Raw genomic sequence first — 16,262 nt, 5'->3', positions numbered from 1 at the left:
AGGGATTGAACCCGAACCGGATCCTCCCGCGTCAACCTTTGACAAAGTGTAGAATCTTGAACAGCCTTCTGCCGTCCATCATATCCTTGTGGTTCTGCGTGCCGGGCGCTTCCAACCATTCCAGCGTGCCGTCGTCGTTCCCGAATGTACCGTCAAGCGCATGAATCCGGCTCCTAAGCGATGCGTCGCCGGAGCGAAGCACATTGGGCGTAATGTCGCGGCTGAGTGTCATACGGAAGCCAAGCCGATGCAATTCCGCTTCGTTGACCTCAAACTCAGGCGCGTTTAGAACGTCGGCATAGAGGAATAGACCGCCCGGCTTGAGCACCCGGTACACTTCTTCATAGAAGCGCCCTATATTCGGATACAGATGCGAAGACTCGATATTCAGCACAACATCGCACGAGCCCGAGCCGATTGGCAGCTCTTCCGCGTCGCCGACGCAAAAGTGCGCATGGTCAAATCGGTTGTTTCGCTCGCAAAACACGATGTTCGATGGGGTAAGATCGAGGCCGACCACGCTTCGGGGACCGAAGCTCCTGCACAGCGCGTTAATGTTGCCGCCCCTCCCGCAACCAATCTCCAGAACATCAAGATTCGCAAGATCGTGATCGCCGATGATTTCCTGCAGCAGCCGAATGGAGCTTTGGTTGATGGCGCCAGGTCTTGAACTCCCCTCCTCCTCATCAAGCGGCGCATAGCCCCAGTTCACGAAGGTTGAAAACCGGGACAACCCTTTATTCTCCAACACTTGGTTAATGGAGGTGAAGATCGTTTGTATCTCTTCCTTTCGCGCCGCCGACGGATCGGATTTTGACAACATCACGGGAATGCCTTCCGCCTTCTCGTAGCGTTGGCCGCAGCCTTCGCAATCCAAGCTTGCTTCCGAATCGCTCAGACTGCCTTTGCAGCTTGGACAGACAAGGTCAATGCCGGATAATGTCCATTTCGTCTTCATCGGTTTTCCCCCCATACAACTCAGCCGCTAGCGCTGCTGTAGTTACGAATCGCTTTATTCCACAATAATCGGACGAACACGAGCAATAGAATCGACACGCATACCCCCCAGGTGGCTTGGGTGGGAGTAAGCCGGTCCATAACCATCATGGGCGCAAAATTCGTGATCACGAGAAAGGGCAGCACATAGACTCCAATCCTCTGAATAAGCCGCGAATAGATCGGCATCGGCATATTGTTGGCATCCCAGATCGCGTAGAAAATACCGGCCAGCCCTCCCGTATTGACGAACCAGAAGGATAGCAGCGCAGGAATAAACATCAAGCTGTACGTGATTGTCAAAGCCATTATCAAATAAAACACGAACACAGTCAGATGGTATGCGGTGACGGGAATATCAAGCGCCCTCCAGCCGATCGCCACCATCGTCCCGCCGGCGATGAGATTCGGAATCGGCATTCCGAGATCGATATAACGGAGCGTCACTAAAAACTGCAGCGATACCGGCTTTACCATCAGCAAGTCGAGCGCGCCCGAACGGATATACTCGGAGACGCGAACAAAGTTGGGGAAGAACAAACCTGCATAGAAGCCCGTCATCATCGTGTAGGTGCCGACGAACATCAGAATGCCGTCCGGGCCAATGGATCCGATATGCAGGTCCGTCTGGTAAACGACGACAACATACAACAGCTTTGAAAATAAATAAGCGATTTCGACTGCGATACCTAGCACGAAATTCGTACGGTACTCCAACTGCGCGATAAAGCAGTTCTTAATGAAAAGCCAATAAATGACTAGATAGTTTTTAAAATTACCGAGCCTGCTCTCCAACAGCTATCCCCCCAACCCGAGATACTTTCTTAGTCCCGCGCGCCACGCGGCTCGAGAGATCAGGTACATAGCGGTTAGCCAGAAGAGCTGCATGAGCAACCCGTTAAGGATCTCCTCCATCGTCAACCTTCCGTTAATGACATTCGAAGGGAAATAAATCGTGTACTTAAACGGCAGGCAGTCCAGTACCTCGTTCAAAGTCGAACCGAAGACCTCGATCGGGAATACTCCCCCGCTCAATATAATGACGAACAAGCCGGTCATTTCGAAAAAATACGAGATTTCCGAGAGTTTGAACGCAATTGCCGCAATCGTATACGAAATGAAGAAGTTCAGCAGCAAAGACAACACCATGGAAAGGATAAAAAAAAGCAAGGTGACGAAAGAAATCCGAATCCCGAACGCGTCGGAAAAATAAATGAGCGTAAGGAACATGACCAGCAGCATCACCGAGAAAAAAAACAATTTCTGCCCAAGCATCGTAAACAGTTTCAAGCCGAAATAACTGACAGGCTGAATCAGATACTTGCTTAAAGCCCCATCCTTGATCTCCGAGGCGATCGCATGAGCCATGTCCGTCGTGACGATCTTGGTCACGATGGCCGCCACGATCGTGTAGAGAATCATCTCGCCGTAACTGTAACCGAAAAACTGCGAAGACTCGGATCTGCCGTATACCGATGACCAAATATAGTATTGAATCAGTATGGGAAAGAATGCGCTGATCAAAGAGAACGCAAAATCCGTCCGATACTCCATCGACGATTGAACGCCAAGCTTGAATACGCGTAAATATTTCGGGTACTGGCTCTGGCTCATACCGGCACCTGCTGGTCCCTTCTATACAACGAGACGACGACTTCCTCGATCGGGATGTCTTCGATCGTGATGTCTTCGATCGGAAAAACGGACAATAAATCACGTGAAGCCGGGCGAATCCGATCCTTCGCGATTTCAAGCGTTGCCTGATAGCCGTTCGCCTCCCGGACCACTCCGAAAGGCTGCAGCCTTTCAGGAACCACGTGTTCCGCGAACTTCAACCTGATGATTTTGGTCTCGTTCAACACATCGTCGATTCGCTTCAAGTCTCCGTCGTAGACGAGATTCCCCTCATTGATAATGAGTGTCCGCTTGCACAAATCCTCAATATCCTTCATATAGTGGCTCGTCAGAATAATCGTCGTGCGATGATACGCGTTATAGTACTTTAGAAACTCGCGCACTTTCCTTTGGGTGACGATATCAAGCCCGATCGTCGGTTCATCCAGAAACAGCAGCTTCGGCTTATGGACAAGCGCCGCGATCAGCTCCATCTTCATCCGTTCGCCAAGCGAGAGACGTCTGACTTGCACATTCAGGATTTGCCTTACGTCAAGCAGATCTACTAGTTCTTCCATCGTCTGCTCGTATTGTCGGTCGTCCACTTGGTAAATGTACTTATTCAGCAGGATGGATTCGGCGGCAGGCAAGTCTGTCCACAGCTGACTCTTCTGTCCCATGACGATCGCGAACTGCTTCTTGAACTCCTTTTTCCGTTCATAGGGCCTGAAGCCCAGGACGGACAGTTCCCCGCTTGTCGGAAACAAGATGCCGGAAAGCATCTTCAGCGTCGTTGTTTTGCCGGCGCCGTTCGGCCCCAGAAAAGCCACCATCTCTCCCTTCTCAATGGAAAAGGAGATCTCTTTGACCGCGTTTTTGATCAAGGTTTTACGGTAGAAGAGGTTTTTGAGAGAATGCTTGATGCCGACTTCTTTCGTATAATAGGTAAAATCTTTGGCTAGCCGCTCCACTCTGATCGCTTCCAATCGCCGAATCCTCCCGCGTCTATTTCTTTCATAGTTAACGACCGTAATGATAGAGCAGTCCGCAACGCGAACAGACCGGCATGAGTCCGCAGGACAGCACCTCGCGGTGCTTGCTGTAAGCTTCGCCATGCCATACATCCTTAACGCTTGCCTCGCTCAGGTTACCGACCGCCATTTCGGGAAAGAACTTGCACGGCGTGACGTTGCCGCTCGGCAGAACATCCATACGCGTCGAAATGGCCAAGCATTCCTTTCGATTCATCCCCGTTTTCTGAATGCCTTTGACGAAGTCCTCGATTTCATCCTGTTCCAATGCCGGCATGAACCGGATACGGCTGCTCCAGGTGTGCTCGGAGATTCGGCGAACCTCGCGTTTCAGCGATTCAATATTCTCCTCGGCGATGCGGAAAGTGAAAGAATGCCAACTGCAGCGGCCTTGCTGGATGGGATCCAGCCAGTTGAATTCCCGAATGTAGAAGTCGTCCATGTCCGCCGCCGCTTCCGGGGATATATACCACGGATATACGAAATACACGGAATCGACGCCCAACTTTTCGAAGTGCGCCATAAAATCGAACAGCTTTGGAATCATCAGATCGTTCATGGTCAGGCTAATGGAAACTTTGCCCTTGAAAATGTTCCGCTTTTGAAGATCGAGCAGGCATTCCACCGCTTTGACGACCTTCTTGTAGGTTCCTTTTCCCCGAATGGCATCGTTCTCTTCCTCGAATCCCTCCAAACTGACGAGAACGACGAGTCCTTCCCCTATCTTCAACAGGGAGTCCAGGTTCTGTTCAAGCAAGATGGCGTTCGTGCAGATCGTGGTCGTGCGCGGGTCTTTCTCCAAAAGGCCGGCAAGTTGATCGAACTTGCTGTAATAGAGCGGTTCCCCTCCCCAAAGATAGATCTTCGACTTCTTTTCCGACGTAAAAGCAAGAACCTTCTCGACCAAAGCGATGTCGATTTCCTTCCCCTGTTCCTCCTTGGACATCTCCCAGTGAAAGCCATCGGCATTCCATTCGTAGCAATGTTTGCAACGGAGATTGCACCCATTGTTCAGCTTAATGCCGATATCCTCGGGAACCTCCATCGCATATCGGCTGTCGATCGCCCTGAGGCGGCTGGCGCGCGACATATTCATAATCGTTCGCTTCAAATCGTTAAACACACGCTCATCGAACTTCCGTGTCGTTTTCGGCTGCATGGCTGACACCTCCATAGTGATTGCAGCGCTCCCGCGCGCGCATAAGATTATCGTGCAAGCGTTCCAGAATATCCGCCCGGAACCCTTCGGATTTCCAATCCGCATACGCGATGCCGAATCCCTGCGCGATCCAGTAGTCGGCATTGGCGGCCTCATGCCGGCCGAAGGGTTCAAGAAAGACGAAAGGCGTCGCGGCCGCGAACGACTCCATTAAAGAATAGCCGCCCGGTTTGCTGATAATGGCGGCAGCGTTGCGAATGACATCGAACAGCAGAGGGTTCGACTCTCGGTTGAGATATACGGGCTTCTCTCCATGATCGATCCGCGCAAGCGGCGGGAATGGATACCGGCCTTGCCCGTCCTTGATCCAGGGACTCCATTCCGGATCGTTCCTGAAATAGCGTATTTGTTCATGCGGCTTGATATCCTCGTCATAATAGGCGAGCACATCGAGTTGTTTGCCCGCATCCAACAGCTCCTGAACCGCCCGCGCATACGTTCCGATCCCCCATCCACCGCCATGAGCGATATAACGCTCTTCCCGATCGCGAAACGGGACCGGCGCCTCCTCGGTGATCGGGATTTGCAGGGTAAACCGTTCTCCCTGCAGGTCATAGAACCAGACATGACGATATGGACGGGTTCTCTCCCCGTAAACAAGATAAGAAGGGGAGAGGACGGCGTCGAGATGGAGCATGTCGATTTCCAACCGAAGTCCGTCCGCTTGCCGTTCGTACTGCTCCAGAATCGGTATCCAAAACCCCGTGAACGCGATAAAACAAGTCCGCCGCTCCCGTCCCCATTGCTCCAGCAGCCGGGTCACTTTAACCGGATCCAAGCAATCCGCGATGTCGCGCGCCCATTCGGCGCTTTTCCGGGCGAGCGCGAAATGGTGATGAAAGGCTTTGCGGTAAGCGGGGACCTTCTCCTTGATCGCCTCGAAATAGGTGTTTTCCAGCACGCAGATTTCATTCGGAATTCCGCGCCGGCTCAGGTTCGAGCTTACCTGCACGGCAGGCACGTACACGCCCAGCGAGTTGCCCGAACCGAGGAGTGTGATCGGGGGCTTCGGAAGATTAGCCATACCACATTCCCCCTAACTGAACGAAGCTTTCTTGAAGACGATCGAGCAATCTCTTTCTCCCGGTTGAATCGCCGGCAACGACCGACATGTAAAGCCTGCCCTTGACCGGCTTGCCGTTTGCGGCTTCCGGGATCCGGGCTTCGTCGAAACCCGCGAACAACGTCGCGGAGGAGAGAAGGAGAATCCCTTCCCCTTGATGATTCGGGTACAAGATACCCCGATGTTTGAGCTCCTGAAGCCACATTCCGTAATCAAAGCGATGGCGGCAGCCGACAGAGCGAAACGTAAAAAAACCTTTCTTACCGTCGCACGCCAGCGTTTGATCCAATTTATGGTTGATCAGACCCATCGATTTTCGCGCGTTGATTTCCACGATCGGCACCAAGGTCCCGCCCCATAAAACCATCGAATCGACGCACACGTGGCCGAAATAGCCATCCAAATAAAGACTCGAAGCAACTTGTTCCATTACGGCGAAGTAGCCCGCGGACTCCAACGCTTGAATGTCCGCTCCTTCCATCGTTTCCGATCCTGCATACGCGAACTGCTTGTTCAGCATCTGCTGCAGGCCGACGAGCCGGTATGCACCGTCTACTGCGATCTCAAACTGGCACGAAAAGTCGCGTTCGACGGCGAAAAAAGGCTCGACAAGCAAGGAAGTGTTCGCGCCTTCCGCCTCCTGCTTCCGGATATACGATACGAACCTTTCCAGCGAACCCCCCGTCTGAAGAAGGATATTACCTTTCCCGGAAACACCGAACGGGTCTTTCACCAACACCGAGCCATGAAGCTCAAACAAGGAATGAGCGGACTCCTGCAATTGTTGCGCGCTATACACCGGCTTGCTGTAGGAGGTTCCGAGCAGCCGTTCGGACAACCGGGCCGAATACATCTTTGAATTCACCCGTTTTACGGACTCCAGCGAGGGCAGCTTGTTCGCGTATCCGTATTTGGTCATGACCTCATGAACGTACGGCACAACCGAATATGGGGACATCCTTCCAAACTTCTTCAGGCGGTCGTCCGTGTCTTTCCCTTCCCCTAGGACGCGAAAGAGATTCGGGTGCTCCCCGGACGTTCCGGAGCAGATATGAGCAAATGGAAAACCGATGCTTGCCAGATAGTTCTTGTGCGCTTCCTCCATCGGAAACCGCGTCAGCAGGGTGTCATTCCTGCTGCACAAGGGGGCCATCAGCTCATCCATTGCCATGACGATGCGCGAACGTTCCTTGTCCGGTATGGCGGGCAGCTTGCTGCACTTTTCATCTCTCCAGTAAGACTCCGAATCAAACGTACCGGCCAGCAGCATGCTAGACAATTTTTTTCTCCAACCCATTCAAGTAATCCATGAAAGCCTCGATCGACAGCAGGCAAGAAAGATCCAAATCTTCATAAGCGATCTCGATGCCGAACGCTTCTTCGACGCCAAGAATAAACGTGATCATTTGCAGTGAATCCAAACCTACATCGTTAATCAAGTCGCTGCTCGGCGTCAGCGTCTCGCGAAGCGAATCGTTCTCACATACGGTCGCGATAATCGCTTTGATTTTTTCAAACATGCTTAACACCTCTCCAACGGGAATAGGGATGCAGATAAAAAGGCAAGCCAAAATACCCATTTAATGATATAATAGTTATATATTTGTAATACAAAGCGAAACGGAGGCCTCATATGAACCGCCGCTACCTGTTCGTTTCCCCGCATCTGGACGATGCTGTCATTTCCTGCGGAGACTATATCGACGCTCTTGTTCGGAGCGGCAGCCGCGTAACCGTCGCGACTGTCTTTACGGGTGCCGGCACGGAACTGTCCTTGCTCGCGCGAATTATTCACAAAAAAATCGGGCTGGGTTTGAATGCCATGGACTCGCGCCGGGAAGAGGATCGTCTGGCTTGCAAACGGCTTGGCGCGGATTGGCTCCATCTGGATCTGTTGGAATGCATCTATCGAAAGAATAATGAAGGGAATCCCGTTTACAACAAGTTAACGGACATCTTCCGAACCGATTATCATGCCGAACATGAGGTTATACAGGAGGTGACGGCTGTCTTAAACAGGAGGGTAAATCCAAACGCTTACGAAAAAATATTCGTTCCGCTCGCCATTGGAAGGCATGTGGATCATGGCATCGTCCGCCATGCCGTCGAAAAACACGTCGAGGCGCTCGATGCAAGGGGCATTTCTAGCTTGATCTACTACGAAGACCTGCCCTACTTGTGTTTTCGCAACGATCCGGGTTGGGAAACGGATCTCGCGCAAGATCTTCATTCCACACATATCACGTTGCCCCGCTCATGCCTGAAAATGAAAATAGCCGCGATCTTGCAGTACCCTTCCCAGATCGGCCTGTTGTGGAACTCGAAAATAAGCATGATGAAGCAAATGATGCGTCATTCTCGTTCGTTCCATCCGTCTCGTCTTGGACTTGATCGCCAACATTACGCTTTCAGACTGCATGCTGCGGGTGCGCCTGACGCGGTGCCGCTGGTTACGCTTGCGCCTTCGTCCGGCCTTCAAGAATAAAGGCGGCGAGGTCGCCTACCGTCACTTGGCTGCCGGTCATGTTCCCCAATAGCTCATCCGGCAGCGACAGACCGTACTCGCTCTCCAGCTCGATGACCAGCGTGATGACCTGCATCGAATCCATCCTTTGCCAAACGTCGAGTAACGGTGTATCCGCCGTTACCTGAGCAAGATTAGAGTCTTGGTCCGATGCCATATTCCGTTCGATCAGGCGCACGATTCGCTTCAGCGGCTCATTCCTTATGGTCACGATTCCCCCTCCGTTTCTCATCTTCTTGGATTATTTTGCCACAAGCCGATCCAATATTCTTTCGATTATTTCTTTTTCGGACTTTTGAATTTCTCTTATTTTTTCGAATACTTTGTCGATTATCTCGCCATTGTTCGACAACGTATATTTCACGATGAGATTGCGAGCCAGCAATGCGTCGTTCGCGATCGATTGATATTGGTCCCGGATCGTCGAAGCTTCCTGCAAATATCTATGCCTGTCCATATAGTCAATCCGTTCCAGCATCAGCGACTTATGATCGAAAATCACATGAAAAGGTTTATAGTCCGCTTCCATACACCCCGCACGGATTTTTTCGAGGTCTTCGAGCAGCTTCCCGTACACCTCCAGCCCGAAGACGCAAGGAGGGGTCTCGTAGGTTAATTCCCTGCTTTTTTCGAAGGCGTTGCTGCCGGTTAGAAATCCCTGGAACTGCTCGACGACATGGCCCATGTTGAAGGCATAATTGCTTCTCCCGTCGAAGCTGATCAAGGAGAGTCCCCCCTTCCACGTAAACAACCAATCCCTGCTCTCGTCAATGTCATGATATGCCTTCTCGAGTTGGTCGAACGACACTTCTGCAAACGAGTAAGCGCCAGTGCCCTTGAACGTAAAATCGGCCACATGGAAAATGCGTTTATGTTCGTCGTACCCGTAGATAAACATATCGTGGGAGAAGAATTCGCCGATTTCAAGAATAAACGATTGAACGAACACGCCGTATACATAGTTGTTCATGTCTATGCAATCCATGATGAACGAACAAATATCTTCGTTGAAATACCGAACGGTTTCACGTTTCAAACGCTGATGGAACAGCCACGGACAAAACTCGAAGGTCGGAGTGCGGTAAAAGTCCACAAAAGATTTGCCTTCGTTCATGGTGAGCTCAAGCTGAATGAAATGACTCATGATCCATGGTTCCGTTTGCGGATAATTGGCCAAAATGGCAAACGAGTTCGCCTGCCACTGCCAGGAGGTGACGATCGGATACTTCATCGGCAATCGCTTGGCACGCATATTATTCCCCTCCCATTAAAAAAATCCCCGATCACATGCTTCGTTCGGAGATTCTACGATGACAATATCAAATAATGATGCTGAGTGCCAGAAGCGAAGCCTTCCGGTATTGAAGGCTTATTCGGCATGGCTTCGCCAGTCTCCTATCCTCCCTTTCTTTCATTGTCGTAGACAAAGATGTTGAAAGTCGCAATCACATTGCCGTCTATACTTGTCGCTTTGACCTCAGCTGATCCCGGCATCAGCCCTTTCACGATAACGCCGTCTTCCGCCGTTTCAACAGCCGCGATTGCAGCATCGCTAATTTCCCAATTGATCTGCTGGGGGGAGTTGTACGGCAGGACGTTGGCTGTCATCTTCCGGCTTTCATCCACAGGTACATCCAGCGAGTCCTTGCCAAACACAATTCGAAGCGGCTTCAAACCATCCGGGTCTTCATCGCGCCAAACCGATCGCATCGGATAGTAGTGAGCCTCATTCAGCGTCACGCCGCCTTCCTCCGCGGTTAGCTCCAGACCGCTGCTTGTCGGGTCCGGAAATATGAGGTTGGAAAATACGGTTTCACCGTCGTTCGCGAACAGCTCAGCGCTGGATTCATCGACAAAGAACCGCAGCTTCAACTTGTTCCCGTTCAGCCTTACCGGCGCGGACATTGTTTCCGGGAAGTCTTTCTCAAACGAGGCTACGCCCGATTGCGTACGATCGACGGTAAGCTGCCCGGTACTGGCGTCATAGCTTACACGGGTCGCCTGGCGGTCTCCCTGTCTCAGATTAAATGTAAATTTCGCATTCGGCGTAACTGTCAATTCCGTTTCCAATTCATATGACGTACCTTTAATACCCGCAAACGGGTTATGGCCTTTGACCACCAACTGCTCAGGCAGTACCACTTCCTTGCCCCGCAGCGACTGCAGCTCCTCAATCGGTTGTTGAATCATTCGCAAGCCTTGACCCTCCACCTGTCTAAGCTTCAGCTCACGGGGGATCGACATATTCCCTTTCCATGGTTCGGTTGGCATCGCGAACGGATAGCGCCAGTTGGACATCCAGCCCAACCAGATGCGGCGGCCGTCATTGGCCGGAATATCGGAATAGGATACGGCGGCATAGAAATCCTTTCCATAATCCGTCCACAGCACGTCAGAAGGCTTGTTGTCATTTGTAAACGTTGTGCCGTCGAAAGACCCTACGAAGTATTGTGCAGTCGAACCTTTGGTCGCCTCATTGCTGCCAATGCTCACGGTCAGCACCCACCTCTTTTCTTTGGTGCCCTCCAAAGGCAGCTCGAACAAATCAGGGCACTCCCAGACCGCCGCGTGCGAGCCTTGATCGCTCCCGAACTCGCTGGCCATCCTCCATGCCTTCAGATCGGGCGACGTATAAAAGCGGACGCGGTTATCAACAGCGACGACCATCACCCATGATTTGCTTGGCTTGTGCCAGAAAACTTTTGGGTCCCTGAAATCCTTCAGTCCGGGGTTCGGAATGACTGGATTTCCCACATATTTGGTCCACGTTCTGCCCTTATCTTTACTATAGGCAATGCTCTGAGATTGGACGCCGCCTTTAAAATGCGTAAAGATCGCGACGAGGCCTTCTTTGCCATCGAAAAATCCGCTCGTATCCTCCCGGTCAACCACCGCACTGCCAGACCATATCTCACCGAGCGAATCCCGTACAAGTGCAACGGGAAGATGCTCCCAATGAATGAGATCCCTGCTGACCGCATGTCCCCATTGCCCGCTGTTTTGATAAAACTGATGGTACTCGCCCTCAAAATAAACCATGCCGTTCGGATCGCTCATATTGCCGTAGGGTGGCGACAAATGATATTGGGGACGGTAAAGTTCCGTATAATAATTCGGATCGCTCGAATATGGGAACCCCGATCCATCTTCCGAGAATGTCGATGTACCGCGTCCTGTCATCAAAATCGTTGCTCCAAACCCGATAAGTACGGCAGCGGCAACCCCGGCCGTTAAAATCAACGAGTTCTTCCTCATACTACTACCCCTTGACACCGGACATGGTGATGCCCTGCACATAATAGCGTTGCAAAATAAGGAACAGAATCAGAATCGGTACGGTCGCGATCGTATTCGCAGCGAGCACTTTCGTCCATTCGGTGCCCGATATGGACGTGAAGTTCGCAATAGCGACTTGAATCAGCTGCAGCTTGTCATCATTAATCACGACCAGCGGCCATAGATACCCATCCCAGTTCCCCAGAAAGGTGATGATGCCAAGCGTGATCAGGGCAGGCACGGATGCAGGCAGCACGATCGCCCGGTAAATCTGCAGCCAGGATGCGCCGTCCAGACGCGCGGACTCCAGGATTTCAGTCGGAATTTCTTCAAAAAACTGTTTCAACATGAAGATGCCGAAAACGGACAATGTAGATGGAATAATCAAAGCCTTAAACGAGTTTAGCCAGCCCAGGTTGTTGACCAGCATGTAGTTGGGCACAAGCATGACTTCCCCGGGAATGATCAAGGCGCTCATGAAAAGGACAAATATCGCGGCGCTACCACGAAAGCTCAACTTTGCAAACGCGAAGGCCGCCAGGGAATTAATAAGCAGGACAAGCAAGGTCACCGTGGCAGCCACAAACAGTGTATTGAATACATACCGCAGAAATGGATGTTGATCATCGAAAATGACATCCGTAAAGTTTTTCAAAGTCCACTCTACAGGGACTAAGGTATTTAAGCTCAAATGGCCAGCGTTCTGAATTAACTCCTGATAGGAACGCATGGATCCGAGGATCATCCAAATAATCGGCAGAAGGCAAACAACCGCAATTATCGTCATCCCAAGAAAATGAATGATCCGAAGCATCAGCCTTCATCCTTTCTAATAATTTACTTTTGACCGCAAGGAGAACATTTGAACGACCGATATAATCAGGATCATGAAAAATAGAATGAAGGCCGCCGCGGACGCATAGCCCATCTGCATTTGTTCAAACGCGGTCTGAAAAATAAAATAGACAATCGTTTCCGTAGAGGAGTTGGGACCGCCTGACGTCAATACAAATACAAGTCCCGAAAGTTTGATAGCGTCGATCGTAGTAATAATAATGATAAAGGCCGTCGTTCTCTTCAGAAGAGGCAGTGTGATGTAGACAAACTGCTTGATCTTCGTTGCGCCGTCTACTCTCGCCGATTCATACAGGTCCTGCGGGATATTGTTCAAGCCGGCGAGGTATATGATCATGAAAAAGCCCACGGCTTTCCATATCCCCAGAATAATGACGCCGTTCATCGCGATATCCGGATTGGAGAGCAAGCTGATCTTGGGTACGCCGACTGCGCTGAGCAACGCATTCAGCAATCCGTAATCTTTGTTGTAAATCAGCTTAAAGACCGTGCCGGCCACCGCGGTTGATATGACAACAGGAACAAAAAAAGCGGTACGGAAAAAACCGGTGTATCTGTGCTGAGGTTTGATCAGCAGCGCCAATCCAAGCGCAATCGCCGTTTGGACGGGAATGACGATAACGGCAAAATAAAACGTATGCTTGATGCTGTTCACAAACTTCGCATCCTGCAACAGCGCCGAATAATTTTTTAATCCGACGAACGATTTACTGCCGCTGACCAGCATATAATCATGGAGACTGTAATAAAACGCTTTCGACATCGGGATGAATACAAATACAACAAGCAAGATAAAGGCGGGCAATATGAAGATAATGCCCGTTCGCTCATCGCTTTTGCGAAGCGAATACGATTTGCCCAAAGCCATCGGCGTGATCTCCTTTCGGATGATTTGTTCGGTTTCGAAAGAAAAGCGATGGGAGGGAGCCCTCCCATCGCAGCCTTCGGGTCAGTGTTACTTTTTCAAGCTTTTGAGCGCAGTGTCAATCTTTTTCACGGCATCCGCAGCCGCGGCGTCAACATCCCGGTTGCCTTGCCCGACATCCGCAAACAGCTCGCGGATCGCCGCGCTAACCGCAGGATATGCAGGCGTTACCGGGCGCGGTCTGCTGAACTTCTGAGTCTGCCCGACAAATACGGTGTACGGATATTCTTTCATCGCCGGAATCTGGTCGACGACCGAATAGCGAACCGGCATAACCCCGGTCATTTCCGCATAAATTTTTGCACCTTCCGTGTTTGTCATGTAGTTAATGAATTTCCAAGCTTCTTGCGGGTGCTTGGAATTCGCGGTGATGCCGAAAGTCCAGCTTCCGTTGGCCATCGCCTGCCGCTTCATCTTCGGCAGCGGGGCGATGTCCCAGTCCTCGCCCAATTTGAAATCAGGGAAGTTATTTTTAAAGTGACCCAGCGCCCATATCCCGTTTACAGAAATCGCTAATTTGCCAGTCGGGAACGGATCCGGCGGCAATTCTAACGACGCCACCTTGGATCCCTGATACAGCGATTGATAGAAGCGAAGCGCCTCTTTGGCCTCATTCGAATCCAGATAGCCCTTGGCCGTGCTTCCGTCAGGACTCAGCACTTCGGCTCCAAACTGCCACAGAATCGGCGTTTTGAAATAAGCCGGACCTTCTCCGCCGCCAAAACCGTCGGCAGGATCAATACCGACTACGCCGGCCGCCGGATCGTTCAATTTCTTGGCAGCGTCCAGAACCTGGTCCCAGGTCCAAGCTTCATCCACATTTTTGGATGGCAGCGGAATCCCTTTGGCTTCAAACATTTTTTTGTTGTAAAACATGGCTATATTCGCTTCGTTGATAGGGGCGAGATAGATTTTCCCATTGTATTTCATTGACTCTACAATACCGTCCGGAATATCGCTCAGGTTCGCGTCCGCTTCCATAAACGAAGTTAGATCGTACAACGCGCCGGCACTCACGTAAGAAGGCATGGTCGGCGCATCGATCGCAATGATATCTGCCGCATTATTTCCCGCCAGGGCGGTGCGGATCTTCGTTTCGTAATTATCAAACGGAATATTCTCAAGCTCCACCTTGATACCTGGGTTTGCGGCTTCAAAGTTTGCGATCAGCTTGTCAATAGCGCCGTTCTCCTGATCATTGCCGCTTGGACGCCAAAACTTCAGCGTAACGGTTTCGGCCTTCGGCGAGCTTTGTTCCTCTTGCGGCTGATTGGAACTGGCTGGCGCTTGCTCCCCGCCGGATTTGGAGCATGCGGCCGCCAAGGTCAAGATCATAACCGCTGCTAGCATCAAAACAAAAAATCGTTTCAATTACAGCACCCCTTCTCATATTTAGCTTGCAAAATTAATATAACGGTTTATTACCGAATATAATTTCGCTTTCTTTGGGGAATGACTTTCAAAATCTTTAGAACGCGCACAGGTTTCAAGTGTTCCGTTTTTTGAGCTGCTAGCCGTGCTGAAGTAGCTTGAATTGGAAAAACCGACAAGCTGGCAAAGTGGATAAGCTTCAGCTCGGTATCCCGCATCAACTTTTGCCGTGGTCGTTGTCACTTCCGTTGATGTGCGCTCTTTTACGCAAGGCTATGTTAAATCCTGATGTTGATTTTTACGATAATCGTAGAAGAGGCGGCTTATTGAGCTATCGAGAAACTTGAACTCGTGACGGGTTCGATTAGCCAGCTTGACCGGACGTAGGCGGTATTGGCTGATGCGATGATGAATGTGAGTGCCGTCGCCGAGGAATCGTCGGCATCGTCCGAGGAAGTTGCGTCGCTCAGTAACGAGCAGTTGAGCATCAGTGAAGGCATGGTTCGTTTGTCCGAAAAGCTGGATGCCGCATCGCGTGAACTAAAAGTCGGCATATCGCAATTTAAAATTCGATAATCGGGTAAGAGGGGGTGGCTAGCCCCCGACTCCGGGTAGAAGGGCCATCCAACTGGTGGCCCGAACCCCCACAGAACCCGGCGTGCGGATTTCCCGCACCGGGCTCTTCAGAAATGGATTCACAGCATAGCGTAGGTCTTCAATCGATTGTAGGGGATGAAGAGTTTCGGTCGCTTAAGGGGAAATAATGTGCGAATGTGGCGGTATTCTTCCCAGGTTACATAGCTTTTCTGACTTCGCCTGCTCAGCACCTTCCGCCAGAAGGTGACGGTAGCAGCATAGACTTTGCTCAGGCACCTCATGTTGCCAGCCATTCCGTAGTAAGCATAATGGCCCTGCAGCATCTGGTTTATCTTTATCGCCTGTGTCTCAACCGCTTCATGCTGCATTCTTCTCATCGTTTCCTGCACGTTCCCAATGCTTCGCTTTAGTCGCTTCTTCTCCGTCTTTCTGCCCACCATGAAGTTCCCTTGTCGGTTTCGTGTACAGTAATGCGTGAAGCCTAGAAAGTACAGTGTATCCGATCTTTCCTTTTCCTTTGGCCTTGCTGTGCCTGCTTGCAAATCGCCCAAACTCAATCAATCTGGTTTTGCTCGGTTCAAGCTCCAGCTTAAACTTGTGGAGTCGATTCCGGAGCGCTTCCTGAAATCGGATGGCTCACTTCGGTACTGAAAACAGACGATGAAATCATCGATATACCGAATGAGGTAGGCCTCGCCCCTAAGCCGCGGCTTGATAGCTTTCTCAAACCATAGATCCAGCACGTAGTGTAGGTACAGGTTGCTTAGCAAAACACTGATTGAGCCGCCCTG

17 protein-coding genes and 1 pseudogene are annotated in these 16,262 nt (G+C 51.1%); 2 read left to right on the top strand and 16 right to left on the bottom strand.

All coding sequences use genetic code 11. From position 1 onward, the window contains the following. Positions 1-31: 31 nt before the first annotated feature. The 8 genes from GE107_RS24915 to GE107_RS24880 all read right to left on the bottom strand — a co-directional run bounded on the left by GE107_RS24915 (position 32) and on the right by GE107_RS24880 (position 7,443). Complete coding sequence (locus GE107_RS24915) at positions 32-958, bottom strand: methyltransferase domain-containing protein (RefSeq protein ID WP_219644278.1); 927 nt, start codon at positions 956-958, stop codon at positions 32-34. Positions 959-978: 20 nt separating this feature from the next. Next, complete coding sequence (locus GE107_RS24910) at positions 979-1,692, bottom strand: ABC transporter permease (protein WP_370636527.1); 714 nt, start codon at positions 1,690-1,692, stop codon at positions 979-981. A 102-nt stretch (positions 1,693-1,794) separates the two neighbouring features. Then, complete coding sequence (locus GE107_RS24905; RefSeq protein ID WP_219644274.1) at positions 1,795-2,610, bottom strand: ABC transporter permease; 816 nt, start codon at positions 2,608-2,610, stop codon at positions 1,795-1,797. Beyond that, positions 2,607-3,596 carry an ABC transporter ATP-binding protein gene (locus GE107_RS24900; RefSeq protein WP_219644272.1) on the bottom strand — a complete coding sequence of 330 codons (990 nt, stop codon included), beginning with the start codon at positions 3,594-3,596 and terminating at the stop codon, positions 2,607-2,609. The genes GE107_RS24905 and GE107_RS24900 overlap by 4 nt, the downstream gene beginning before the upstream one ends. 34 nt (positions 3,597-3,630) lie before the next feature. After that, positions 3,631-4,800, bottom strand: coding sequence for a radical SAM protein (locus GE107_RS24895; RefSeq protein ID WP_219644270.1), 1,170 nt, complete (start codon positions 4,798-4,800; stop codon positions 3,631-3,633). Next, positions 4,769-5,884, bottom strand: coding sequence for a glycosyltransferase family protein (locus GE107_RS24890; RefSeq protein ID WP_219644268.1), 1,116 nt, complete (start codon positions 5,882-5,884; stop codon positions 4,769-4,771). The genes GE107_RS24895 and GE107_RS24890 overlap by 32 nt, the downstream gene beginning before the upstream one ends. Continuing rightward, complete coding sequence (locus tag GE107_RS24885; RefSeq protein WP_219644266.1) at positions 5,877-7,202, bottom strand: ATP-grasp domain-containing protein; 1,326 nt, start codon at positions 7,200-7,202, stop codon at positions 5,877-5,879. The genes GE107_RS24890 and GE107_RS24885 overlap by 8 nt, the downstream gene beginning before the upstream one ends. Further along, entirely contained in the window at positions 7,195-7,443 is a 249-nt protein-coding gene (locus GE107_RS24880) for a phosphopantetheine-binding protein (RefSeq protein ID WP_219644264.1), read from the bottom strand. The genes GE107_RS24885 and GE107_RS24880 overlap by 8 nt, the downstream gene beginning before the upstream one ends. A 113-nt stretch (positions 7,444-7,556) precedes the next feature. Here GE107_RS24880 and GE107_RS24875 point away from each other — a divergent pair, with 113 nt between their 5' ends. Beyond that, positions 7,557-8,408, top strand: a complete 852-nt coding sequence (locus GE107_RS24875) for a PIG-L deacetylase family protein (protein ID WP_219644262.1) — start codon at positions 7,557-7,559, stop codon at positions 8,406-8,408. On the opposite strand, the gene GE107_RS27330 is transcribed toward GE107_RS24875, so the two are convergent. The 6 genes from GE107_RS27330 to GE107_RS24845 all read right to left on the bottom strand — a co-directional run bounded on the left by GE107_RS27330 (position 8,374) and on the right by GE107_RS24845 (position 14,874). Further along, on the bottom strand, positions 8,374-8,658 hold the full coding sequence (locus GE107_RS27330; protein WP_219644261.1) for an acyl carrier protein: 285 nt from the start codon (positions 8,656-8,658) through the stop codon (positions 8,374-8,376). The two genes, GE107_RS24875 and GE107_RS27330, sit on opposite strands and share 35 nt — an antisense overlap. 30 nt (positions 8,659-8,688) lie before the next feature. After that, positions 8,689-9,699: a hypothetical protein gene (locus GE107_RS24865; RefSeq protein WP_219644260.1), complete on the bottom strand. Its 1,011-nt coding sequence runs from the start codon at positions 9,697-9,699 to the stop codon at positions 8,689-8,691. A 143-nt stretch (positions 9,700-9,842) separates the two neighbouring features. Beyond that, positions 9,843-11,702 carry a GH32 C-terminal domain-containing protein gene (locus GE107_RS24860; protein ID WP_219644258.1) on the bottom strand — a complete coding sequence of 620 codons (1,860 nt, stop codon included), beginning with the start codon at positions 11,700-11,702 and terminating at the stop codon, positions 9,843-9,845. A gap of 4 nt (positions 11,703-11,706) precedes the next feature. Further along, positions 11,707-12,537 carry a carbohydrate ABC transporter permease gene (locus GE107_RS24855; protein ID WP_219644257.1) on the bottom strand — a complete coding sequence of 277 codons (831 nt, stop codon included), beginning with the start codon at positions 12,535-12,537 and terminating at the stop codon, positions 11,707-11,709. 15 nt (positions 12,538-12,552) lie between these two features. Further along, positions 12,553-13,446, bottom strand: coding sequence for a carbohydrate ABC transporter permease (locus tag GE107_RS24850; protein ID WP_219644255.1), 894 nt, complete (start codon positions 13,444-13,446; stop codon positions 12,553-12,555). An 87-nt stretch (positions 13,447-13,533) separates the two neighbouring features. Then, on the bottom strand, positions 13,534-14,874 hold the full coding sequence (locus tag GE107_RS24845) for a sugar ABC transporter substrate-binding protein (RefSeq protein ID WP_255570851.1): 1,341 nt from the start codon (positions 14,872-14,874) through the stop codon (positions 13,534-13,536). A gap of 393 nt (positions 14,875-15,267) precedes the next feature. Here GE107_RS24845 and GE107_RS24840 point away from each other — a divergent pair, with 393 nt between their 5' ends. Beyond that, on the top strand, positions 15,268-15,450 hold the full coding sequence (locus GE107_RS24840) for a hypothetical protein (RefSeq protein ID WP_219644253.1): 183 nt from the start codon (positions 15,268-15,270) through the stop codon (positions 15,448-15,450). A gap of 119 nt (positions 15,451-15,569) precedes the next feature. On the opposite strand, the gene GE107_RS24835 is transcribed toward GE107_RS24840, so the two are convergent. Further along, the gene (locus tag GE107_RS24835) at positions 15,570-15,839 is read right to left on the bottom strand and encodes a hypothetical protein (RefSeq protein ID WP_219644251.1); all 270 of its coding nucleotides are present in this window, start codon (positions 15,837-15,839) and stop codon (positions 15,570-15,572) included. 189 nt (positions 15,840-16,028) lie between these two features. Further along, a pseudogene (locus GE107_RS24830) lies at positions 16,029-16,262 on the bottom strand (hypothetical protein); the annotation flags it as partial.

Source organism: Cohnella sp. CFH 77786, assembly GCF_019400745.1.
In the GTDB taxonomy this organism is placed as follows: Bacteria; Bacillota; Bacilli; order Paenibacillales; family Paenibacillaceae; genus Cohnella.
Note: the sequence above shows the minus strand (reverse complement) of the source record. Positions and strands in the feature narration are given on the sequence as shown.

Coding starts and splice junctions, on each gene's coding strand:
- GE107_RS24915 (WP_219644278.1), bottom strand. CDS start 958: ATGAAGACGAAATGGACATTATCCGGCATTGACCTTGTCTGTCCAAGC.
- GE107_RS24905 (WP_219644274.1), bottom strand. CDS start 2,610: ATGAGCCAGAGCCAGTACCCGAAATATTTACGCGTATTCAAGCTTGGC.
- GE107_RS24895 (WP_219644270.1), bottom strand. CDS start 4,800: ATGCAGCCGAAAACGACACGGAAGTTCGATGAGCGTGTGTTTAACGAT.
- GE107_RS24890 (WP_219644268.1), bottom strand. CDS start 5,884: ATGGCTAATCTTCCGAAGCCCCCGATCACACTCCTCGGTTCGGGCAAC.
- GE107_RS24880 (WP_219644264.1), bottom strand. CDS start 7,443: ATGTTTGAAAAAATCAAAGCGATTATCGCGACCGTATGTGAGAACGAT.
- GE107_RS24875 (WP_219644262.1), top strand. CDS start 7,557: ATGAACCGCCGCTACCTGTTCGTTTCCCCGCATCTGGACGATGCTGTC.
- GE107_RS24865 (WP_219644260.1), bottom strand. CDS start 9,699: ATGCGTGCCAAGCGATTGCCGATGAAGTATCCGATCGTCACCTCCTGG.
- GE107_RS24860 (WP_219644258.1), bottom strand. CDS start 11,702: ATGAGGAAGAACTCGTTGATTTTAACGGCCGGGGTTGCCGCTGCCGTA.
- GE107_RS24855 (WP_219644257.1), bottom strand. CDS start 12,537: ATGCTTCGGATCATTCATTTTCTTGGGATGACGATAATTGCGGTTGTT.
- GE107_RS24850 (WP_219644255.1), bottom strand. CDS start 13,446: ATGGCTTTGGGCAAATCGTATTCGCTTCGCAAAAGCGATGAGCGAACG.
- GE107_RS24835 (WP_219644251.1), bottom strand. CDS start 15,839: ATGCAGCATGAAGCGGTTGAGACACAGGCGATAAAGATAAACCAGATG.